Source organism: Phyllobacterium sp. GQ127 (assembly GCF_059758635.1).
The window spans coordinates 128,707-145,317 of record NZ_JCAXDZ010000006.1; the positions used below are offsets into that span (position 1 = coordinate 128,707).

Genomic DNA, 16,611 nt, shown 5'->3' on the forward strand with positions numbered 1-16,611 from the left:
ATTTTCGCTACAAAGCGGCATAGTCAGTTGCCAATCACGCGTTCTCGTCCTATTCCAGTTATAGAACATTGGAGGAATTATGAATACAAATGTTGCATTGACAGGCTTGGCGCGGGATATGCAGGCGCGCGCTGATACGGGACGCCCAATCCGCATTGGCCTGATCGGCTCCGGGGAGATGGGAACCGACATCGTTACACGCGTAGCGCACATGCCGGGTATCGAAATCGGCGCTATTTCAGAGCTCAATACGCCCAATGCGCTTAAGGCGGTGGATATCGCCTATCGCGAGGAGGGGCATTCGCGTGAAGTATCGAATGCTTCCGCTCTTACACAAGCCATGGAAGCCGGTAAGATTGCTGTCACCAATGATGCGAATCTCATTCTGGAAAACGGACTGATAGATGTCGTCATCGATGCAACAGGCGTGCCGGCGGTTGGAGCCGAGATCGGTCTGCGGGCCATGGAGCACGGCAAACATCTGGTCATGATGAATGTTGAAGCTGACGTCACTATTGGCGCCTATCTCAAAAGCGAGGCTGATCGGCTCGGCGTCACCTATTCCCTTGGTGCGGGCGATGAACCTTCGTCTTGCATGGAGTTGATCGAATTTGTTTCTGCCATGGGCCATCCGATTGTTGCCGCGGGCAAGGGCAAGAACAATCCTCTCAATATTGATGCCATTCCCGACGATTACGAGGAAGAAGCAGCGCGCCGGCACATGAATGTCCGCATGCTCGTCGAGTTTGTGGACGGTTCCAAGACCATGGTGGAAATGGCGGCAATTGCAAATGCCACAGGGCTTGTCCCGGACAAGCCAGGCATGCACGGTCCTGCCGCAACTCTTGATCAGCTTTCCAAGGTACTGGTACCGGAAAAAGATGGTGGTGTACTGTCGAGAGTTGGCGTCGTTGACTATTCCATTGGCAAGGGAGTGGCTCCCGGCGTGTTCGTTATTGCCGATATGTCGCATCCTCGCATATCAGAGCGGATGGAAGATCTGAAAATGGGCAAAGGTCCCTATTTCACATTTCATCGTCCCTATCATCTCACCTCTCTGGAAGTGCCGCTGACATGCGCGCGCGTCGTTCTGTATGGTAAGGCGGATATGGTTCCTTTGGCCACGCCGGTTGCAGAAGTGTGCGCTGTTGCCAAAAAAGATATGAAACCCGGCGACAAGCTCGATGCTATCGGGGAATATTGCTATCGGGCCTGGATCATGACTGCTCCTGAAGCGCGGTCAGCTGGCGCAATTCCTTGCGGACTTTTGCAAGGCGGCTCGGTTACGGCCCCGATAAAAAAAGGCGAGCTCATCACCCATGCCAACGCCGCCACAGCTCCGGGATCCAAAATTGTCGAACTTCGCGCACGGCAAGACAAGTTGGTCTACGGTTGATTGATCAAACTATATTTCGTTGTCGTAACGAACGAAAATTGTGAATATTTAACAGCAAGTTAGACAGAGGCTCACGCTTCTGCCTAACTTGCGTTCCGTGTGTATAAAGCTGGTTCTAGCCTTGCAAAAAGCCTGTCAAGTACCAATATTAATAATTGGTTAACGACTGAGTCTTTGATGCAGGAGTGCTCCGTGCCAGCCTATCAAATAAAGTTTGCCTATCTGACGAAGTATAAGCAGTCGCGCCATCTGTTTCACCAGCTGGTGATTGCAGACGATGAAGCAAGTGCGCTGGCGCAAGGACGGCAGCTCATGAGTAAACGTTCACCCCAGGCTCGAATTGTTCACGAATCCTGTACACTTCGCCCGGACAGCTCCGAGGTGGAGAGTGCAACAGCCCATGGTTGGACGCTTAACGACAATTGGTGGTCCCGCCCAATTAAACCGGATGATGATCTTGCAGCGATTGCAAAACATGGCTTTACCCACAGCAACCATATTCACGCCAAATCAGCGATGGACTGCGTTGCAATTGACAAATACGCCGCCTGATCACAGATCCGTCCGAACGGCCCAAAGCTCCGGGAACAAAACGACGTCGAGCATTTTTCTCAAGTAGTTGACACCTGAAGTGCCGCCTGTCCCGGTTTTAAAGCCGATAATGCGCTCGACAGTCGTGACGTGGTTAAACCGCCAGCGCCTGAAATAATCCTCAAAATCCACCAGCTTTTCGGCAAGCTCATAAAGCGACCAATGTGCTTCCGGATCGCTATAGACAACCAGCCAGGCGGCACGGACGCTTTCATTGGCCTCATAGGCCTGCGAGCAATCGCGTGTCAAAACAGACTGATCAATGGGAAACCCTTGCCGGGCCAGAAGACGGATTGACTGGTCATAAATGCTTGGTGCCTGCAAAATTCGTTCAAGCCATGCGTGAATATCGGCTTTATGCGCGTGCGGGCGCATCATTGCTGCGTTCTTATTGCCCGCCAAAAATTCAATTGCACGATACTGAAATGACTGAAAGCCGGAAGACATGCCGAGCGTTTTGCGAAATGTCGTATACTCGCTGGGCGTCATGGTTCTCAACACGTCCCATGCGGAATTCAACTGATCAAGAATGCGCGAAACCCGAGCAAGCATTTTGAACGAGGGTGCAAGATCATCTTTGGCAATGTGATCGCACACGGATGTCAATTCGTGAATGACCAGCCGCATCCAGATTTCGGAAGCTTGATGTTGCACGATGAATAGCATTTCGTCATGCGCATCAGAAAGCGGCGCTTGCGCAGTCAAAATTGTATCCAGCCGCAGATAATCCCCGTAGGACATCCGTCCGTCAAAGGACATCTGTGCGCCCTCGCCGGAGGGATCGTAAGGTGTGCGCGTCATGTGACCGCCCCCAGTACACGATATTCGTTTGCATCCCAACTGCGTGTTACCAGGACTTCCTTGAGTATAGAAACGGCGTTTTCGACATCAGCAAAACTCAGATAAAGAGGCGTAAATCCAAAGCGGATGATGTCGGGTGCCCGGAAATCACCAATCACGCCCCGGGCGATCAGCGCTTGCATGATGGCGTAGCCATTTTCGCACGAATAAGAAACCTGGCTCCCTCGCTTATCGGCATCTCTCGGCGTGACCAGCTTTAGGTGATATTCCGCTGCAAATTCTTCAACGCCTTCGATGAAGGTGTCGCACAGCGCCGTCGACTTGAGCCGCAGAGCTTCCATGTCGACATCATTCCAAACGGACAATGCTTCATCCAGAGCGATCATTCCCAGAACTTGCGGTGTTCCGCAAAGATATTGTTCGATGTTTCTGGACGGAGCATAGGCAGTTTCGAAGTTGAAAGGCGCACGATGGCCAAACCAACCCGATAGTGGCTGATTGAATTCTCCCTGATGCGCCGGATTGACATATAGAAAAGCCGGAGCGCCGGGGCCCCCATTCAAATATTTATAGCCACAACCTATAGCGAAATCGGCATTTGCGCTGGTCAGATCCACGGGCATTGCGCCCGCTGAGTGCGCCAGATCCCACACGACAAGGACACCCTTGTCGTGGGCGGCCTGCGTTATGGCCGCCATATCGTGACGGTAGCCGGTACGATAATTGACATGCGTAAGCATGAGAACGGCTACATCATCGTCAAGCGCGTCAGTAATGTCGGCCGGTCTGTCAACCAGCACAAGCCTGTGGCCCTTTCCTATCTGCTTTGCCACGCCTTCTGCTATGTAAAGATCTGTCGGAAAGTTTTCTCTTTCCGAAACAATCTTGCTGCGTCCGGCATTGAGCCCGAGAGCCGCTGACAGCACCTTGAAAAGGTTGATCGATGTGCTGTCGGCGGCAACGACGGTTCCTGCAGGCGCGCCGATCAAGCCGGCAATTTTATTTCCCACGCGTTGAGGCAGATGGACCCAGTCGGCAGTGTTCCAGCTTCGAATGAGTTGTTCGCCCCATTCTTCACTTATGGTTTTTGCAACCCGCTGCCTCACGGTTTTCGGCAGCGCGCCCAATGAATTACCATCAAGGTAAATTACATTATCGGGCAGCTCGAATCTGTCGCGAAAGGACCTTAGTGGATCAGATTGGTCGGCTAAAATGGCTTTGGTGCTCGGCATGGGTTTCATTGTTCCATCAGGCCGCTGTGTCGACAGAAGGTATGCCACCAGCGCGGGCCAGTTTCAAAAATGCCTCTTTGGCGAGGCGGACGTGATCAATCAGCAAGGCCTCGGCCTTCAATTTGTCTCGTGCGAGTGCTGCTTCGAGCAGGGCTGTATGCGCTTCGATGCCAAGCGCTTCACGGGATAAGACAGCATTCCCGGCTGCTCCTTCCGCAGCACGGTTCAGGTGATCTATGCGCAGGATTATATGTCGCCTATATCGCTGCAGCTGCGCCGTGGTCTGCTGGGCAAAGCTCATCAGCCATTTTGAAGATGTTCCCGCTATCAGCGCCAGATGGAATTCGGCATGAGCGGTATCCCATGCATCTATTGCCTCTGATTGTGAAAAAGAATTGGGTGTGATGCAAGTGGCAAGGCGGTAATGCGCGCTGACCAAATTAGCCTCCCAGTTGCGGTCACCTTCGTCGATGGAACGCGCAAGCAATTCAGTTTCAATCACGGACCGGGCAGTCTCAAGATCTTCAAGTTCTTCGAGCGTCATAGTGGCCACACGAAAACCTTTGTTGGCTTCGGTCGTGACGAAGTTTTCAGCATGAAGGCGATTGAGTGCTTCACGCATGGGAGTAGCGCTGGTACCAAGCTCGTGCGCCATTGTTCGCAACCGCAATGATTGTCCAGGCCGCAACTCTCCATTGAGGATGCGGGATCGAAGCACGGTATAGAGGCCATCAGATTTGACGCTATCGGCCATTTGGTCCCTTTGTCACGTTGGTGCTTAATTCCATATTGTATATCATTTCACGTTTGTTATACTATTTTCAAGCTTTACAGAGCGGAACATATAAAAAGGGAGAATCGGATGGTTTTGGCACACAAATTGGCCCGTCTAACAATAGGTACGGCGCTCGGACTTGCTTTGGGTTTGAGTGCCGCGGCCGCAGAAACCCGCATTGGCATTGCGCAGTTTGGCAAACATCCCCAATTGGATGAGACGGTTACTGCTTTCAAGGCGGAGATGACCAAGCTCGGTGTTAGTGATGCCGTCTATGATGAGCTCCAGGTTAACTTTGATGCCACGCTGATCCCGCAAATGGTAACCAAGCTGGCCTCCAACAGTCCGAAGCTTATTTTGGCTGTCACGACACCCGTTGCACAAGGCGCGCGGCAGATCGTCGGAAATACCAATACGCCAGTTGTTTTTGCTGCCGTTACGGATCCGGTTGCAGCCAAGCTGACACCATCCTGGGAGGCTGGTGATAAGGCGATGACCGGAGCCTCCGATCTGCAGGATGTTGCCTCCGTAATTACCTTCATCAAGAAGCTGCTGCCAGATGCAAAGCGCATCGCATATCTTTACAATCCCGGCGAAGACAATGACGTTGCTGTACTCAAATTGATGCAGGAAGTCACCAAGGCGCAGGGTCTGGAACTCGTTGAAGTCGGCCTCGACAATACGAACGACATTCCAATTCGTGTTGGTTCACTTGCAGGAAAAGCTGACGTGATTTACGTGCCGGGCTCCAATCTTGTACAACCAGCCGTTCCGGCTGTTGCGGCGGCGGCCCTGAGCATCAACATTCCCGTTGTCAATGCCTCTGCGCAAGCGGTACGCGATGGGCTTGTGGCAGCGGCTTTCGAAGTTTCCTACACCAAAGTTGGTCAGAACGCGGCAAAACTTGCCTCTGAAATTCTGGCCGGAAAATCGACGGAAAGCCTGGCGCCCATCAAACCGGCTTATGAAGACCATGCTGCAGCCATAAATGAAGCCGTTCTGGCAAAAACCGGACAAAAAGTGCCGGATAGCCTCAAAGATTGCGGTTGTTTCGTCAAATAAGCCTTCTCTTACAAGCCATAAGCATATAGTTCCCGCCTGTAGCGCGGGAACTATCATATTATAGCGGCTCAGCTTAAGGGGCTCACATGACCGACATGCTCTCCGTCAAGGGCGGCACCAAAATCTTCTATCGCGGCACGCAGGATGAACGACGTGCTCTCGATGGATTGGATGTAACACTTAAATCCGGTGATTTTTGCATCGTGATTGGTAGTAATGGTGCTGGAAAGTCGAGCTTTCTCAACGCTGTTTCCGGTAAACTGCCGCTGGATTCCGGCAAAATATTCATTGACGGTCAAGACGTCACAAAGCTAAGCGCCCATCGCCGAGCCCAGTTCATTGCCAGAGTCTTTCAAGATCCGATGATAGGCACTGCTCCGACCATGACAATCGGCGAAAACATGCTGCTTGCCGAACTGCGGGGAAAACAGCGCAGCTTTGCCTATGGGCTGACAACATCCCGCCGCGCTCGATATAGCGAGCAATTGGCTGAACTCAATCTTGGATTGGAAAACCGCCTCGATATGCAAGTCGGGCTGCTATCCGGTGGGCAGCGTCAGTCACTTTCGCTGGTCATGGCCGTTTCAACACATCCAAAACTGCTGCTCCTGGATGAACACACTGCTGCCCTTGATCCCCGCACTGCCAAACTTGTCATGGACACGACAGTGCGCGCCGTCGATGAGCTCAAGCTCACGACAATGATGGTCACGCATAATATGGAACATGCCATCAATTACGGTAACCGGATTATCATGATGGATGCTGGCAAGGTTCTTGTAGATATTGGGCCCGAAGAGAAGCGCGGCATCACAGTGATGGACCTTATTGACCGGTTCCATACAAAATCTGACGCGATCGCGTTGCAGGGGGCCTAAGATGCTGGATGTTTTTAACAGTTTCTACGGGCTCATCCCGGTCACAATTGCGCAAAGCCTCATTGTTTCCTTTGTTGTTCTTGGCGTTATGTTGCCATTCCGCATCCTGAATTTCCCGGATCTGACATCTGAAGGTGCGTTTCCGCTCGGCGGCTGTGTTTGCGGAACCCTGATAGCGGCCGGGGTAAATCCTTTTCTCGCCGTTTTTATTGCTCTGCTTTGCGGATTTGCGGCGGGTTGCACAACGGCGTTTATCCACCTCCGGTTCAAGATCAACACGCTCCTTGCCGGTATATTGGTGATGACGATGCTCTACAGCATCAATTTGCGTATTATGGGCCGCACAAATATTCCGCTTTTTACCTATGACACGACCTTTACTTTATTGGCCGGACCGGCTGCCAATTTCGCATGGCTGAAAATTGCGATCGTAGGGGTACTGGTCGCGCTTGTTGTTGCCGCGATGTTGTACTTCTTCATGTCGGAGAAAGGCACATCAATGCGTGCGGTCGGGGCGAGCCCGGATATGGCTGAAGCGCAAGGCATCAATGTCAGCACTGCGACGATCATTGGGGTTGGTGTCGCCAGTGCGCTTTCTGCCACAGGTGGAAGCATCATGGTTCAAACTCAAGGGTTTGCCGACGTCAATATGGGTTTTGGCATTCTTATCAATGGACTTGCTGCTCTTATTATCGGTGAAGCGATTACCGGTCGTCAGACGATCTTGCGGCAAATCCTTGCCCCCATTGTCGGGTCGTTGGTTTATTACCAGTTGATCTCATTCTGCTTGACGCTGGGACTTGCTCCAGCAGACCTTAAATTTGCCACTGGTGCCTTTGTGCTCCTGATGCTGGCTCTGCCGAATCTGCGCAAGTCCGGCGGAGGAAACCAGATTCGTGAGAAAATAAGGGAATAATCACAATCGGGAGATAATCATGACGAATGCTGTCGATTGGGATGATGCCTATTCCAACTTCGCCTATATTCCGGACGGAGCCAGTTATCCGCAAAAATGGCGTACAGAGGCAGCCCAGTTCCGGTCGGAAATGGATGATAAAGGTCTGCTGAAGGCAGATATCGCCTATGGCCCAGATACGCGAAACCGGCTCGACCTTTTCATGCCTTGGGGCGATCTAAAGGGCCTTATGATATTTGTCCATGGGGGCTATTGGAAAGAAGATTTCGACAAAAGCGTGTGGTCACATTTGGCAAGGGGTGCGCATGCTCATGGATTTGCTGTTGCCGTTCCATCATATGTGCTCTGCCCGCATGTTCGCATCAGCGATATTACGGTTCAAATCGGTCTTGCTATCACCAAAGCCGCAGGAGAAGTTGCAGGTCCGATTCATTTGACCGGGCATTCAGCAGGTGGCCATCTCGTGGCACGCATGGTTACAGTCACATCGCCATTGTCGCAAACGATCCGTCAGCGCATTCGCAAGACCGTTCCGATATCTGCTATCACGGATCTTCGGCCTTTAATGAAAACAAAAATGAACGAGACGCTTCATCTTGATGCCATAGAAGCGCGGTGGGAGAGCCCGGCTTTGCTCGAACCGCAAGAAGGGATCGACCTTACTGCATGGGTTGGTGCCGATGAGCGTCCGGAGTTTATCAGGCAGAATGCATTGCTTGCCAATATATGGGCTGGCTTTGATTGCAGTATTACGGCTGTTGAAGAGCCGACAAAGCACCACGCCAATATTATCGAAGGCCTGACGAAGGCGGATCATCCGCTGACGCGTACATTGCTGGGACTGTAGCAAAAAGGCTGCCAGGATTGGGATATCACCCTGGCAGCCTTTTTACCGATTTGTTGTTATCGAAGTGTCAGGCGCTAAGGCGCTTTGAATCCTCAATGATCATTGCATTGCTCGGCAAACCGAGTGCATGAGCAATACGTTCTAGCTTGCTCGGGTCCGAATTTTGACCGCTTTCAATAGTCTCGATTTCGAGAGATGTCAGACCGCATGACACGGCCAGATCTTCAATTGAATATCCGAATTGTTCGCGAAATGCCCTGACAATATTAATACCATTGGCTAAAGCTGTTGTAATCGATTCTGGCAATGAATAGTTATCGATGGTTTTGTTCATCGCTTTGCTCCTAACGTGAATGGTTTGGTTAACAAATCGGAAGGCAGAACTTATACGTCCGTCGGTTTGGATCAACCCTTTTATGCCTGTTCACATAAAACGTGATCGAAAACTATGTGGAGCGCTTGCCTTAAAGTAGCACCAAATCTCGGTAAAATGACAAATATGCCGATCGTTGACTTGACCAATTGCTGAAGAATATCAGTGGATTGTAACGCCGCTGTGTCACTTGCAGCTCGACATATATAGGTATGCCATCATGAAAAAGAAGGCTTCTGGCTGGATTTATTTCACGAGTCTCGTTTTGGGGTTTGTAACATTGGTTTGCCTGCCTTCAGGCTGTGCTCAGGTCTATTATGGAACGTTCCGCTATGAGGCTCAATGTCTGGAGCGCCCGCAACATGGTGAAACACTCTGCACAGTCGAGAAGATTAAATAGCCCGGTTTCCCGGGCCATTTAGTTCAAACGGCCACATCAAAAGCGGCTTGGGTTTTTGCTTTGATTTCTGCAACGGTCACACCGGGGGCGATTTCTATCAAGGTCATTTTGGCCTCACCACGTCTCTCGATAGTGAAAACGCCAAGATCAGTGATGACAAGGTCTGTCACCCGCTGGCCGGTTAGTGGCAACGTGCATTCTTCGAGCAGTTTGGCTTCCCCTTTTGCTTCATGCTCCATCACAACAACGACCTTCTTGACGCCTGCGACCAGATCCATTGCGCCACCCATGCCTTTGACCATTTTGCCGGGCACCATCCAGTTGGCAAGATCACCATTTTTTGCAACCTGCATGGCTCCCAGGATGGAAAGGTCGATATGGCCGCCTCGGATCATTCCAAAGCTATCGGCACCGTTGAAATAACTCGTTGTCGGCAACTGCGTGATTGTTTGCTTGCCGGCATTGATGAGATCAGCATCCTCTTCGCCTTCATATGGAAATGGCCCCATACCAAGCATTCCGTTTTCACTCTGGAGCTGTACACTCATGCCGGTTGGGATGTAGTTGGCGACGAGAGTGGGGATGCCAATTCCCAGATTGACGTAGAAACCATCTTCAAGTTCCTTTGCAGCCCGCTCGGCCATTTGATCACGTGTCCACGCCATATCAGTGCGCTCCGTTTTCAGCGACAAGTCTCGGTCGCGTTGTCCGTTGTTCAATATGTTTTGTCGGATTTGGAACGTGTACAATCCGCTTCACAAAAATACCGGGTGTATGAACATGGTCACCATCAATCATGCCTGCCTCGACCAGGTGTTCCACCTCCGCCACAGTGAACTTTGAGGCAGTCGCCATGATCGGATTGAAGTTGCGGGCCGTTTTACGATAAACGAGGTTACCCTCCGTATCACCCTTATAGGCATGGACTATGGACAGATCGGCGAAAAGCCCGCGTTCCATGACATAAGACTCGCCATCGAATTCCCGCACATCCTTGCCTTCTGCTATGATGGTGCCGACACCGGTCTTGGTGAAAAAGGCGGGAATTCCGGCTCCTCCTGCCCGAATGCGCTCGGCAAGCGTGCCTTGCGGATTGAACTCCAGTTCCAGTTCCCCCGATAGATATTGCTGCGCAAAAAGTTTGTTCTCGCCAACATAAGACGAGATCATTTTGCGGATTTGCTTGGTTTCGAGCAATACGCCAAGACCAATGCCGTCAACACCGGCATTGTTGGATATTACGGTCAGATCTCTAACACCGGAATCGCGGATTGCATAAATCAGCGCTTCGGGAATACCGCAAAGGCCAAATCCACCGGCCATGATCGTCATGCCGTCGAACAGAACACCTTCCAGTGCGTCAGCCACGCTTGATTGAACTTTTTTCAAGAATAGTCTCCCATTTCTTTCGTCCTCCTTATCAACGGTAAAGCTTGTGCCGGTGCCACAGATAGTCGTATTAATACTGCATGACAGTACCGGAGCTTTCAAGTTTAGACATTGTGAATTCTGCGAGCGAAAAACGCTTTCAGTTGACGGACCTGCCAGTGCCGATGGTCTATGCAACGCACCGTATCATAAGGGATTGCAATTCCGAATTTGCTGAAACCTTTGGCTATGAGCGGCTGGAGTTGATCAATCAGAGTTTCAGCCGGCTCTATCCCAAGATCAGAGATTTCGTTCGCACCGGCGAGATGTGGAGAAGCAATCTTGGAGGCGGTAAGGTCTATTACGATGAACGTTTGATGAGGCGCAGGGACGGAACCAGCTTCTGGTGCCGGGTGCGCGGTCGCAGCCGCAATAACCCCGATCCGTTTGCAGAGGCACTTTATTGTTTCGAGCCGACAAACCGGGCCGTGACAGGAAATATGAGCCTCATCTCCGATCGACAGAAACAAGTTCTGACCCTGGTGTCCCAAGGCAAGACCAATGCCCAGATTGCGGCGGAAATAGGCTTGTCGAAACGCACTGTCGAAGCGCACAGGGCACGCCTTATGCGGGCCCATTCTTTGCACAATAGCGCGGAACTTATTGCGTGGTTTTCAAGTCTGCGCTGATCAGAAGGAAGCAGCGCTCTTTGGCCTCCAGACAAGCAGACGGTTTTCAACAAGTGTCACCAGCCAGTCGACAAGAATAACGAAAAAAGTCAAAACAAACATTCCTGCAAAAACGCCGGTGACATCGAAGACGCTTTCAGCCTCGTGAATAAGATATCCCAGGCCCGCTGCTGAGCCCAGATATTCACCGACTACTGCTCCCACGACCGCAAAACCTACCGACGTATGCAAAGATGAGAACATCCAGGACAACGCGGACGGCATATAGACATGGCGCAGCAACTGTCTTCCGTTCATGCCAAGCATGCGCGCATTGGATAGCACAGCTGGGCTTACTTCCTTGACACCTTGATAGACGTTGAAGAACACAATGAAAAAAACCAGAGTAACGCCCAAGGCCACTTTCGACCAGATGCCAAGCCCGAGCCACAATGCAAATATTGGTGCAAGAACAACGCGCGGCAAAGCATTGGCTGCTTTCACATAAGGATCGAAAACGGCAGCAAGGAGTGGTTTGCGCGCAAACCAGAACCCGACAATCACGCCCCCGAGCGAACCGATGATGAAGGCAAGTGCGGCCTCAGTGAGTGTTATGCCGAGATGATACCAAATCGAACCATCGGCAAACCAGTCGATAATGCGGTTGCCAACGGCCAATGGCTCGGCGAAGAAAAAACTGATTGTTTTAGGATCACCGATAAGGGTTGTGGTGGAGGCAACGTGCCAGGCTACCAGAACGACGACAGCCACTAAAATTTGCAGGAGAAGTAAAAGTCCCCGGTTCATCATGCTTTTTCCGCCTGCCGATAACCTTTGAGCACTTCTTCCTTTAACGCATTCCAGATTTCCCGGTGCACTTCATGGAATTGCGGCTCGGATTTGATGTCAGCCATATTGCGTGGTCTGGTTAGTGGAATTGTGTAATCGCCAATAATGCGCGACGACGGTCCGGCAGACATAATGACCACCCGGTCAGCAAGTCCGATTGCCTCATCAAGATCGTGCGTAACAAACATGACTGCCTTGCGATCTGCTGTCCACAAATCAAGCAGCAGATCACCCATAATAAGGCGGGTCTGTGCATCCAACGGCCCAAAAGGCTCGTCCATTAATATGATCTTCGGGTCGCGGATAAGGACCTGTGCCAATCCCACACGTTTGCGCTGACCGCCGGAAAGCATGTGCGGATAACGGTCGCAGAAGGCGGAAAGTCCGACTTTCTCCAGCCATGTGCGAGCGCGCTCAAGCGCTTCACGACGCGGAGTTCCGGCTACTTCCAGCCCTATCGCAACATTATCAAGCGATGTCTTCCACGGCATGAGCGAATCTTGCTGAAAGAGATATCCGGCATGGCCATTGATCCCGGTATGTGTCTTGCCGAAGATTTTGATCTGGCCCCGTGCTGGTTTGAGCAAACCAGCGGTCGCATTTAAAAGGGTGGACTTTCCGCAGCCCGTTGGTCCAACAATTGCAACGAACTCACGATCACGAACACTCAGATTTGTTTCGCCAACGGCCTCATATGTCTTTTCATGGGCAACCGGAAAAGCGATGGTAATGCCTTGCAACTCGACGGCGTCTGCACGGGTGCCCGCCTCGGATAGGGGTACTGTCATTGATGCTGCCTATCCCTTGATGAACCGGTCATCAAACGTTGCAGCAAGATCGATATCGGCTTTTGCAAATTCTGGATCGAGGATTTTTAATGTATTGAGAACCGACTGCATGCCCTCCATTGTCAGGACGCCGTTAAGCGAATAGGTGGGCAATGAATTGGCTACTGCTTTCAAATAAAGCGATTTATCGCCCAATTGATATTCCGCTGGAACGCTGTCTGCAATTTCTTCTGGCGAAGCACCATGCAACCATTTCAACGATTTGACGAAGGCATTGACCAAGGCTTTTGAAGTGTTGGGATTTGCGTCGGCAAACTCTTTCTTGACATAGAGCACTGCCGCTGGATTTGATCCGCCAAATAGTGCCTTTGTTCCCTCTTCGGTACGGGTATCGATGATGACAGTGATGTCGCCATCTGCTTCAAGCTTGGCAATGACCGGGTCCAGATGTGAAATTACATCCACCTGTCCTTGTTTGATTGCAGCCACGGCGCTGGCGCCACCGCCAATACCAATCAAGGGCGCCGCATTGGCTTTGAGTCCGGCTTTGACCATCGCATATTGCGCAGTCAGCGCAGTTGACGATCCAGGTGCTGTCACGCCGATCTTCAATCCGGCAAAATCGGCGGGAGACTTGATTTTATCAGCGAGTTCCTTGCGGACAGCGATCACAATGGCCGGGAACCGGCCAAGCTCGCACAAGGCTCGCACATCCTGTCCTTTTGCCTGCATCCGGATCGTGTGCTCATACGCGCCGGTTACAACATCGACAGACCCGCCGATCAGGGCCTGCAAGGATTTTGCTCCGCCGCCAAAGTCATTGACGGTGACATCAAGACCCTCTTCCTTGAAAAACCCCCGGCGCTCGGCAATTGTCAGCGGCAGATAATAAAGAAGGGGTTTGCCGCCGACACCCAGTGTAACGCTGGTTTTTTCCAGGGCCCCTGCTGTTTGAGCCCCCGCCCTTGAGCTGGAAGTACCAAGCAAGGATAGTGCTGCCGCACCAGCAAGAAATTGACGGCGTTCCATATTGCTTCCTCCGCTATGGATTGCACAACTTGTTCCGATGGCTGGCGATACCAGCTGGCTGTGCATTTGTTTTCTGATTTTGAGAAAAGTTAGCATCAGGATTCTGGCAAGACAAGCAGTTCCGCGGAAATACACAAAGAGGGAGATCTCCATAACCAAGGCTGCATCAAGCGAACGTGATGGCACTCATCAAGACGTCGCAGTCACCCATTATCGATCCACGCGCACAAACAGGCCCACGGCTACAAAAGCGAACGCAGATTATTGTCCAGGACGGTGCTCGTGGTGCGGAATCGGTTGGCAGGGCGTCGAAAATGCACCCGAACCCTTCATCCATACGACATGGGAATGATCCACGCTTCAACCGGGCCGGCATTTGCTACCAGGTCGGTAATCGGCATCAAGGTGTCTTTCTGCCCTCCGCCATTTCAAGGGCAGGCTCGAAATCGCCGAGCCCTTCAATTGTTGCGGCTATTATCATTTGGTTTCACCACACTGTAACGCTGCGCCGTCTTGTATCGCGTATTCCTCACCTCGATAATGCCGCCCTCCAGTACGATGTATACGACCTCCCCATTTTGGGAAGTCGCCATGTCTCCGACTTTACCCTCACCTCGTATGATTTGATTGACGGTGATACGCGTCACCTGATCATCTTCTGCAGCTGCGGCCAGGCCGGGATATGAGCAGGCGAAAATCGTAAAAGCCGAAAACAGCGCTATTTTTTTGTTTGCCACTTCACAGTCTCCCATTCACATGAATGTCGATTCCAACCATTCTCGATAAATGGCCGCGACTCAATGTTTGAATGATATCGAGCCCGCCATCGTTACGCCAATGTTCAGACAGTCAGGAAAAGCTTGTGGGAATTATTACGACGGGCATTGCCCTGACGGCACGCTACTCTTCAGCAAGCCGCACGATCGAATATCCCTTCACCTCTCCGGTATTTGTATTCGGCGTGGCGCGAACCACCGCCGGCAATGCCGCCATTACGGCATTGAAGAAGGCCTGCGATCGACACCGCGATCCCACACCGGAACGCGGATACTGGGCCAAACCCGAACACGGCAAGCGTGTCAAAAAAGAACCACTGGAAACTCAGGCAGGCATGGTGAGCCAAATCGAAAGGCGATCTCGGCACGCCATGCATTGCCAGATAGTCTTGCGATGCACAGAGAATGCGCCGGTCCGAGGCAAGTTTTCCCCGCAATGAGCCTACTATCCGCAAGGAGTCGATCCGCACAGCACGTCGAACGATTCCGCGATCAGTCCCCTTATGAAAGGCGGCGGCTCTGTCATTGGGAAGTGCAAACGTGCGTGGAAGACAGAAATCGGGGAGAAGACAGTTTCTCGTGAGCACCTTTACGAACAGGTTTGGTCCAAGGGCGCGATCTCGGTAAGCGCGATAGAAAAGTAGAAGCCATGGCTTTAATGACGTCAGCGCCTACCGAACGCGACCCGCAACTCGTTGGCAATCTCCCGCTCTTCGTCGGTGTGCATTACAAGGACTGTCACCTTCGATCCGAATGCGCTGATGGTCTCTTCACCTCGCGAATTCCGGTCGCGATCAATTTCGGCACCCAACCAACCCGCGCCCTCGCCGATCTTCGCGCGTATCACGGATGAGTGTTCGCCAATTCCTCCGCAAAACACCAACATGTCCAAGCCTGACATGGATGCCGCCAAAGAACCTATTTGCTGTGTTACTCGGTAAACAAACAGGTCGATTGCTTCCTTCGCGGAAGGTTGCTCTGAAGCGATCAAAGCCTCCATGTCGCCTGAAATTCCCGACACACCGAGGAGCCCAGATTCGCTTTGAAGCAAATGGGCAACTCGTTCTACGTCCATTCCACGATGTTGCAGGAGGTGAAGAACGGCCCCAGGATCAATTGACCCGCAACGCGTGCTCATAACCAATCCGTCAAGCGGTGAAAATCCCATTGTCGTCGCTACACCGGCTCCGTTCACCATTGCACACAGGCTGGCACCACTGCCCAGATGGGCGACGATAACCCGGCCTCCCGCTTCCGGCCCAAATTTAACCTTCAGGCATGAGGCAATGTAGGAATAGGAAATCCCATGAAATCCATATGCGATCATCCCTGAGTTGATTAATTCACGCGGCAGGCCATATAGCTTCGCGAGCCGGGGACGGCTTTGATGGAAGGCTGTATCAAAGCAGCCAAACTGTTTCGCAGTAGGTAATGAAGCTTGAATTGCCTCAATGATTGCTATGTTGCGAGGCTGGTGCATTGGTGCCATTGCGACCAAGGCGCGCACCTGCTTCATCGTCGGCTCATCAAGCACAACAGGACCTTTGAACTCTTGGCCACCATGAACAATGCGGTGCCCGACGCCAGTCACCTTATGGAGGATATCCCGGTTTGCGAGATCTTTGACGGCGTTAACCACGGCTTGCTTAACATCGATGGAGCTTCTACCCAAATCGATATCGACGGCTCGCTTCCCATCGCCTTCATAAACGGTCATCTGCGGTTTGTCGTCGAGCGACGAAATGCTGCCGCGTAAGAGCGGTCGCATTTCTTCCGATTGTTCGAATACTGCATACTTCAGACTTGAAGACCCTGCGTTCAAGACGAGCATCGCGTCGGTCATGGAATTACCTTTCGTCGTG

At 51.9% G+C, this 16,611-nt stretch carries 20 protein-coding genes; 9 read left to right on the forward strand and 11 right to left on the reverse strand.

The window, feature by feature from the left end; all coding sequences use genetic code 11:
• The first annotated feature begins 79 nt into the window (after positions 1 to 79).
• Positions 80 to 1,396: an NAD(P)H-dependent oxidoreductase gene (locus AC6CHM_RS19935; RefSeq protein ID WP_498174319.1), complete on the forward strand. Its 1,317-nt coding sequence runs from the start codon at positions 80 to 82 to the stop codon at positions 1,394 to 1,396.
• Positions 1,397 to 1,588: 192 nt separating this feature from the next.
• A complete protein-coding gene (locus AC6CHM_RS19940) occupies positions 1,589 to 1,948 on the forward strand; it encodes a hypothetical protein (protein WP_498174321.1) in 360 nt (119 codons plus the stop codon).
• Here AC6CHM_RS19940 and kynA read toward each other — a convergent pair whose 3' ends face one another.
• From kynA to AC6CHM_RS19955, 3 genes are read right to left on the reverse strand one after another with little or no spacing between them, the layout of a single operon-like run.
• The gene (gene kynA, locus AC6CHM_RS19945; RefSeq protein ID WP_498174323.1) at positions 1,949 to 2,788 is read right to left on the reverse strand and encodes a tryptophan 2,3-dioxygenase; all 840 of its coding nucleotides are present in this window, start codon (positions 2,786 to 2,788) and stop codon (positions 1,949 to 1,951) included. It lies immediately after the preceding gene.
• Complete coding sequence (kynU, locus tag AC6CHM_RS19950; RefSeq protein WP_498174325.1) at positions 2,785 to 4,020, reverse strand: kynureninase; 1,236 nt, start codon at positions 4,018 to 4,020, stop codon at positions 2,785 to 2,787. Before kynU ends, kynA begins: the two co-directional genes overlap by 4 nt.
• Positions 4,021 to 4,036: 16 nt before the next feature.
• The gene (locus tag AC6CHM_RS19955) at positions 4,037 to 4,774 is read right to left on the reverse strand and encodes a GntR family transcriptional regulator (protein ID WP_498174327.1); all 738 of its coding nucleotides are present in this window, start codon (positions 4,772 to 4,774) and stop codon (positions 4,037 to 4,039) included.
• Positions 4,775 to 4,882: 108 nt separating this feature from the next.
• On the opposite strand from AC6CHM_RS19955, the gene AC6CHM_RS19960 reads away from it, so the two are divergent.
• From AC6CHM_RS19960 to AC6CHM_RS19975, 4 genes are all read left to right on the forward strand, one after another.
• Positions 4,883 to 5,857 (forward strand): ABC transporter substrate-binding protein, encoded by a 975-nt coding sequence (locus tag AC6CHM_RS19960; RefSeq protein ID WP_498174329.1) that lies wholly within the window; start codon positions 4,883 to 4,885, stop codon positions 5,855 to 5,857.
• A gap of 95 nt (positions 5,858 to 5,952) precedes the next feature.
• Positions 5,953 to 6,735, forward strand: a complete 783-nt coding sequence (locus tag AC6CHM_RS19965) for an ABC transporter ATP-binding protein (protein ID WP_307278977.1) — start codon at positions 5,953 to 5,955, stop codon at positions 6,733 to 6,735.
• Position 6,736: 1 nt separating this feature from the next.
• Entirely contained in the window at positions 6,737 to 7,651 is a 915-nt protein-coding gene (locus AC6CHM_RS19970; protein ID WP_498174331.1) for an ABC transporter permease, read from the forward strand.
• Positions 7,652 to 7,670: 19 nt separating this feature from the next.
• Entirely contained in the window at positions 7,671 to 8,498 is an 828-nt protein-coding gene (locus tag AC6CHM_RS19975; RefSeq protein ID WP_498174333.1) for a hormone-sensitive lipase, read from the forward strand.
• 67 nt (positions 8,499 to 8,565) lie between these two features.
• Here the strand turns inward: AC6CHM_RS19975 and AC6CHM_RS19980 are convergent, their stop codons facing one another.
• Positions 8,566 to 8,832: a helix-turn-helix domain-containing protein gene (locus AC6CHM_RS19980; RefSeq protein ID WP_115053994.1), complete on the reverse strand. Its 267-nt coding sequence runs from the start codon at positions 8,830 to 8,832 to the stop codon at positions 8,566 to 8,568.
• 259 nt (positions 8,833 to 9,091) lie between these two features.
• Here AC6CHM_RS19980 and AC6CHM_RS19985 point away from each other — a divergent pair, with 259 nt between their 5' ends.
• Positions 9,092 to 9,271: a hypothetical protein gene (locus AC6CHM_RS19985; protein WP_162802564.1), complete on the forward strand. Its 180-nt coding sequence runs from the start codon at positions 9,092 to 9,094 to the stop codon at positions 9,269 to 9,271.
• A 23-nt stretch (positions 9,272 to 9,294) separates the two neighbouring features.
• Here AC6CHM_RS19985 and AC6CHM_RS19990 read toward each other — a convergent pair whose 3' ends face one another.
• The gene (locus AC6CHM_RS19990; RefSeq protein WP_115053993.1) at positions 9,295 to 9,936 is read right to left on the reverse strand and encodes a 3-oxoacid CoA-transferase subunit B; all 642 of its coding nucleotides are present in this window, start codon (positions 9,934 to 9,936) and stop codon (positions 9,295 to 9,297) included.
• Between the two features lies 1 nt (position 9,937).
• Positions 9,938 to 10,603, reverse strand: coding sequence for a CoA transferase subunit A (locus AC6CHM_RS19995; protein WP_307278980.1), 666 nt, complete (start codon positions 10,601 to 10,603; stop codon positions 9,938 to 9,940).
• 170 nt (positions 10,604 to 10,773) lie between these two features.
• Here AC6CHM_RS19995 and AC6CHM_RS20000 point away from each other — a divergent pair, with 170 nt between their 5' ends.
• Positions 10,774 to 11,328, forward strand: coding sequence for a LuxR C-terminal-related transcriptional regulator (locus AC6CHM_RS20000; RefSeq protein ID WP_498174337.1), 555 nt, complete (start codon positions 10,774 to 10,776; stop codon positions 11,326 to 11,328).
• On the opposite strand, the gene AC6CHM_RS20005 is transcribed toward AC6CHM_RS20000, so the two are convergent.
• The 4 genes from AC6CHM_RS20005 to AC6CHM_RS20020 all read right to left on the reverse strand — a co-directional run bounded on the left by AC6CHM_RS20005 (position 11,329) and on the right by AC6CHM_RS20020 (position 14,710).
• The gene (locus tag AC6CHM_RS20005) at positions 11,329 to 12,114 is read right to left on the reverse strand and encodes an ABC transporter permease (protein ID WP_115053990.1); all 786 of its coding nucleotides are present in this window, start codon (positions 12,112 to 12,114) and stop codon (positions 11,329 to 11,331) included.
• On the reverse strand, positions 12,114 to 12,944 hold the full coding sequence (locus tag AC6CHM_RS20010) for an ABC transporter ATP-binding protein (protein ID WP_498174339.1): 831 nt from the start codon (positions 12,942 to 12,944) through the stop codon (positions 12,114 to 12,116). The genes AC6CHM_RS20005 and AC6CHM_RS20010 overlap by 1 nt, the downstream gene beginning before the upstream one ends.
• A gap of 9 nt (positions 12,945 to 12,953) precedes the next feature.
• Positions 12,954 to 13,973, reverse strand: coding sequence for an ABC transporter substrate-binding protein (locus tag AC6CHM_RS20015; protein ID WP_307277862.1), 1,020 nt, complete (start codon positions 13,971 to 13,973; stop codon positions 12,954 to 12,956).
• 458 nt (positions 13,974 to 14,431) lie between these two features.
• Complete coding sequence (locus AC6CHM_RS20020; protein WP_498174342.1) at positions 14,432 to 14,710, reverse strand: hypothetical protein; 279 nt, start codon at positions 14,708 to 14,710, stop codon at positions 14,432 to 14,434.
• 125 nt (positions 14,711 to 14,835) lie between these two features.
• Between AC6CHM_RS20020 and AC6CHM_RS20025 the strand changes: the two genes are divergently transcribed.
• On the forward strand, positions 14,836 to 15,189 hold the full coding sequence (locus AC6CHM_RS20025; protein ID WP_498174344.1) for a hypothetical protein: 354 nt from the start codon (positions 14,836 to 14,838) through the stop codon (positions 15,187 to 15,189).
• Positions 15,190 to 15,413: 224 nt separating this feature from the next.
• Here the strand turns inward: AC6CHM_RS20025 and AC6CHM_RS20030 are convergent, their stop codons facing one another.
• Entirely contained in the window at positions 15,414 to 16,592 is a 1,179-nt protein-coding gene (locus AC6CHM_RS20030; RefSeq protein WP_498174346.1) for an acetate/propionate family kinase, read from the reverse strand.
• Between the last annotated feature and the right edge of the window lie 19 nt (positions 16,593 to 16,611).